At 61.8% G+C, this 5,489-nt stretch carries 1 protein-coding gene; it reads right to left on the reverse strand.

What is annotated here, in order from left to right:
• Positions 1-5,489, reverse strand: a 5,489-nt coding sequence (locus IRZ31_RS19890) for a hypothetical protein (protein ID WP_297157042.1), incomplete at both ends; no start/stop codon positions are given.

The following is a 5,489-nucleotide window of genomic DNA, read 5'->3' on the forward strand; positions in this document are numbered from 1 at the left end:
CGTCGTGCTCAGCAGGCGCCCATCACCGGTGTAGGCATGCTCCTCCAGCCCGAAGGCATAGACCGTTAGCGTCGTCGACCCCGGCGTCACCGAGCGACGGAGCACCCGCTCGCCAGCGGCATCGTAGGCATACCACTCCTCCGCCGCGGCCGTCGGATTCTGCCAGTGCACCAGCTCATCCAGGGGATCATAGTCCAGCGTCTGCGATGTCCCGTTGAGACTGCGCGTGGTCATGTTCCCCCAGAGGTCGTAGCTCGCCGCGTAGGGCGCCACCACGCCGCCAGTGCCTGAGCAGGTCGTCCCGGCAGGGTACAGACCCGTCAACTGATGCGGGTGCGAGCTGTCGCAGTAGAGGTACTGCAAGGCTGGCCCATTGCCATTGAGCGGCCCCTGCCACAGCTGACCAAGATTGGTGTAGCTAAAACTGCTGCTATAGCCCGCCCCGCTGATGGTATTGGAAGGCGTGGCAGTACCACAGAGACCATTGCCCGCCGCCGGCGGCGTCCCCAGGTTGCCCGCCCAGACCAGGCGCTCCTGCGCGTCATAGCAGAAGACCTGCGTCTCGCTCCCGCCGGAGTTCGCCACACCCGGGACACTGCTCTGCTGCGTGGTCAGGCTGAGGACGTTGCCAGCAGCATCGTAGCTGCGCGTCTGGCTGAAGATGCTGCCACTCTGCCCACTGCCACTGCCCCAGAGCGCCTGCACCGCCACCGGACGCAGATCGGCATCGTAGCTGAATTGCTCCGTGGCCGCTGGAGCACTGCCACTGGCCGTCTGGATCGTCACCGTGTCCGGCAGAGCGCGCGCGTTGTAAGTCACGCTCGCCAGCAACGGACTGCTCCCCGTCGTGGGACTGAGACCGACCAGCGTACCAGCGGTGGGATCATAAACCTGCGTGAAACTGTAGCCCGGGTCACCAGATACACTGGTGCTGGTCGTGGTAGTCGTGACCTGATCAGCGTTGTTGTAGCTGATCTGCTGCTGGTAGGTCGGCAGCGGCGTCGTCACGTTCCAGGAGGCCGGCAACCCCAGCGCCAGCGTACTGGTCGTCAGGCGCCCACGCTGGTCATATTGGAAGCGCTCGGTAACCGTCGCCGAGCTGCCATCGGGATACCAGGTCGTGGCAACGCTCTGGGTGAGGTGACCGACGGGGAAGTCGCTGTTTCCCTGGCTGCCCAGGGTGCTCGTGTCGTAGGTGTTCTGGACAAAGGGATGGGCCCCACTGCTACAGGCCCCCGCCACGCTCTGGGCCGGGGCCGCATCTTGCATACAGACCAGCCGCCCCAACAGGTCATAGATGTAGCCCAGCGTGCGCGAGCCGGAGACATCGGTCACCAGGTGCCCATCGGGATCATAGCTGTAGTCGTGGGGACCACGATCGGGATCGAAGAGGTGCACGAGCCGGCCCAGATCATCGTAGCTCATGCTCGTGCTGACACTGGTGATGGTCTGGCCAGTCTGCGGCGCCAGGTCAGTCACGGCCACGACGGTCGGCTCATCGAGAGCGTTGTACTGCACCGCCCGCTGAGCGGCTACGTTGCTGCTGATCGCTGAGGCCGATGGGCTGGCCACGCCATTGTAAGTCTGGCTGTAACGAGTGCGCCCCAGGGCATCGCTGAAGCTGACCGTCATGTGATTGTCAGCATCGATGCTCTGAACGTAGCTGTAGAGCGTGCTGTCTCCGACCGGGCTCCCCAGGCCGTAGTTGACACAAGCGGTATAGGTCCCGCTGAGGACTGCCGAGCAGGCAATCCCCGGCTCCTGGCTGGAGCCGTAGTTAGGATCACGCTCAGCGATGACTCGCCCAAGCGCGTCGTAGAAGGTGACAGTACCGCCAGGCGCCTGGCCGTTGATGTCAACGGCGCCGTTGGGATCAACCCAGCCGCTGCCGCTCGCAACCTGGAACGGGACGCTCCGGAAGACGCTGTTGGTGCTGTCGTCGTAGACCGTGAAGACGATCGTGTCCTGCCCCGGCGTGGGGCCTGGTGTGCGCGTCTCGACAGCCCGACCCAGCGCATCGTAGAAGGTGCGGCTGACAGCGTTGGGGTAGAGGCTACTGACCGTGTCAACTTCGTAGCAGGGCAGATTGCTGCTGGCAGTACAAGCGGAGGGATTGACGGTCTCTTGATTCGTGTAGCTGGCCGTCTCCAGCGGCAGCGTGACACTGGTGGTCACGTTGGCCCCGCTATAGCTCACACTCTGACTGGTGGTCTGGCCGTTGGCATCGGTCGTACTACGCAGGAGGCCACCTTGAGTATAGTCATAGGCCAGGGTCACCGTCTGCCCCAGGGCATTCGTCTTGCTGATGGGGCGCGCCTGATAGCTGTCGTAGACTGCGCAAGCAGTATAGCGACTGGCGGTCCAGGCAGAGGACATGAAGGGGGGTGCGCTGCTCAGGCTACAGCCTGCGTTCCCGTAGAGGCTGGGGTTGGCAGCGCCAACGGCATCAACGCTTGCCAGCAAATTGCCATCGGCGTTGTAGCCGTAATAGGTGGTCAGGGCCGTCTGGCTGGGGTTGGTGCAGTCGCTGTAGGTCTTCACCGTTGTGGGCCAGCCGGCAGCCGGGCGCGGCACCCCCGAGGCCGCCCCCTCATCGTAGGTCGTGTCCTGGCAGAGCCAGACATGACCGCTACTGTCGGTGAGCTGGCTATGCACAACCGAGCGAAGATTGTGATAGACCCAGCCGTTGATGGTGGTGTTGGTGGGCTGGTAAGTCCAGCTGCGCGTGATGGTGGGAGCGTTTGAGGCCGTGATCTGCTGCGAAAGCAGGTTCTGATACTGGCTCTGATCGATGCCGTTGGTGGAGCTGTAGCCCGCGTAGGTATTGCTGACCTGGACCCAGGGGGCATTACTGTTGCTCGTCCCTTCGTAGAAGGTGGTCTTGCTGGTCAGCAAGAGCACGGCACAAGGGACGTAGGTGAGATCGTAGCGCCCATCGCAGGCGTTGTGCATGCCGTTGCCGGCGTAGACATTCCTGGTCTGCTTGAGCAGCGGGCTGCTGGTGCTGTTGCCTTGATAGATGTCCTCCTCATAGAGGCTGCCCGCCGTGTAGTTGCCACTGTCGCCAGCCTGCGAACCCCAGCCGTTGGTCGTGGCATAGGCTCGCGCAATCAGGTTGCCGGCAGGGGTCGTAATGTAGACCCACTGGAAGCCACGAAACTCCTGATGATAGAAGTCCATCCAGTCGCCTTCGCTGGGCGGAGCCCAGCTATCGGCCAGACAGTCACTGTCACCCTGGGAGTCTTTGGGACAACCGGTGCCAACTACCTTGAGCCGGTAATGGAAGACATAGGTGGCTTCGGGAATGGCCGAGGCACTGCTATCTGTGCCCAGAGCGGTGATACGGGTGACGACCTGGACGCCCCATTGCCTATCGTCGGGATGAGCAAAGGTTCCTGTACAGTCGCTGTGTGTACTGCAATAGAGCGGATCGTGGCGATCATCACCAGTGGCGCTGTCATAGGGCGTGCCGTGAGCATTTGCCGTGGCTGTGGCGTAACTGATGCTGGCCCCCTCACCGGTCTGCTCATCAACTACCCGGGTCAGGTAGCGCCAGTAGGTGATCTGGGTGTAGTGCTGCTGGCCATTCTGAATGGAATGGCTCAGATCAATATAGCCATCAGCCAGCCCATCCGAGGTATAGGTTAAGATCAGCGGCTTTAGATCATGCGGAGCACCATTCTGGTAGACCGTCGGCGTAACCTGGGTGAGCAGGTGATTGCCCGTGTGATAGATCTGGATCTGGGTATAGTCGTCCCAGGCCTGGACAAAGGGATCATCATGGTAGGTGAATTGATAGCTGTAGGCTTTATGGGAGGCGCTGCTGTCGTCACCAATGTAGCTGACAATCTGCTGCAGGCTGAAGGTGCTCATCACGAGCGGGGCCGGCAGACCATTGGGATAATCCAGGGGATCATCGCAGCGCAGCGTGGTATTGACGGGCGGTGCCTTGCTGCAGTTGTAGTTTGTTCCGTAGCTGGTGACATAGGGCGCGCTGCTGAAGGGAGCACGGTAGTAGAAGTCAATCGTGCCGGCAACACCAGAGGCATCGCCATAGACAATCTGGCGCGGTGCGGCACTACGCACCCCCTGCGAGGTCTTGTCTTGAAAGTAGGTGATGTTGATGTAACGCCCCGAGGTCCCCGGCCCTTCGTTGGCCAGGGTGATTCGATTCAGGTCCCACTCATAGTTCTTGCGCGTCCCATCGCTCTCAATGACATATTGCAATGAGTCGCTGGTACAGCCGAAGGTGTAGTCATTTCCAACATCGTCCCACACTTGGAAACAGGGCGTGCTGGTATTGGCATTCATCATCTGAATGCGGTAGCCATTAAGGTGCTGTGGGACGAAGCTCGTGGTGCTTCCGGGATTAGGAACAAGGCGATCGCTGGCACCAGCGCCATCGAGGAAGTACCAGGTGCCCGCCTTCGCGCTGCCGCTGGGGTAGTCATCGGCAGTGATCGCTCCCAGACCAGAGAGGGACCAGCCTTCTCCCAACGCGCCACTGGGCGCTGAGGCATTGTGATGCTCGTTAGTGCTCTCGCTGGAGTAGACCAGGGCCAGGGCCGGCGTCGTGCCCGGCGGGCCAGCAACGACCGAGAGCGGGTAGCTATAGGAGAACTGCCCTGAGTTGCCTTGCACAGCATCTAGCAGAGGAGTAGGTGGTACACCACTCTGGGAGGGGCCACTCACCGCCATGGTGCCGCTAGCCAGGGCAGTCAGTTGCGCAGAGAGGGTGTGCGTCTGGGGGTCGTTCTGGAGAGGAACCTGATACTGGGAGAAGGGTTGTCCAGCAGCACGCGCTGCGGCGATGGCATCCGGCCAGGTCAGCCACAGCGTACCTGGGTCGAGATCCAGGCGGGCTAAATCATCCGGCTGGTAGTGATAGAGCACCGTGACGGGCTGTTGCAGGCGAATGCCGCTCACTGCCCGCCCCTGGCTGTCGGTGACCTGAATCTGGTACATCCCCAGCACACTGACCGCTCCAGGCAAAAGGCCGTGGAGCTGGGTCACATTCAATGAGAATGGAGGCGTCGGTGTGCCCGTCGGTGGTGGCGTGGGTGAAGGAGTAGGTGAGGGAGTGGGTATCGGCGACGCCGTAGGTGAGGGAGTAGGAGTCGGAGAGGCTACGGGAATGGGAGTAAGCTGCGGAGAGGGAGAGCTAACGCTTGCGCTGGAAGCGCTAGTGTTGACAACCTGCGCCTGCGAAAAGTCAAGTGATCCTGCGGGAATCTGGATCTCTAGACGCCCATCGCTTCCCTGGAGGTCAAGGGCGCTGCCACCTGCCGAGCCGCTCAACAAGGCCGGACTCAGGCTCTGTGCAAGAGGCTTCATGGTCGCCGGCTGAGCGCTGGGGAGCGTGGCCAGCTGGGTCGGCTCGCTATCGACAGGCAGAGCAGGCACCTTCGCCGGGAAGCTGAACGAGTCCAGGTTATTGGCCGGCTGACGCTGCTGCAGAAACTGGGCAAAGGTCAGATGCGCTGGCGCCA

This window comes from Thermogemmatispora sp. (genome assembly GCF_019683635.1).
Lineage (GTDB): Bacteria > Chloroflexota > Ktedonobacteria > Ktedonobacterales > Ktedonobacteraceae > Thermogemmatispora.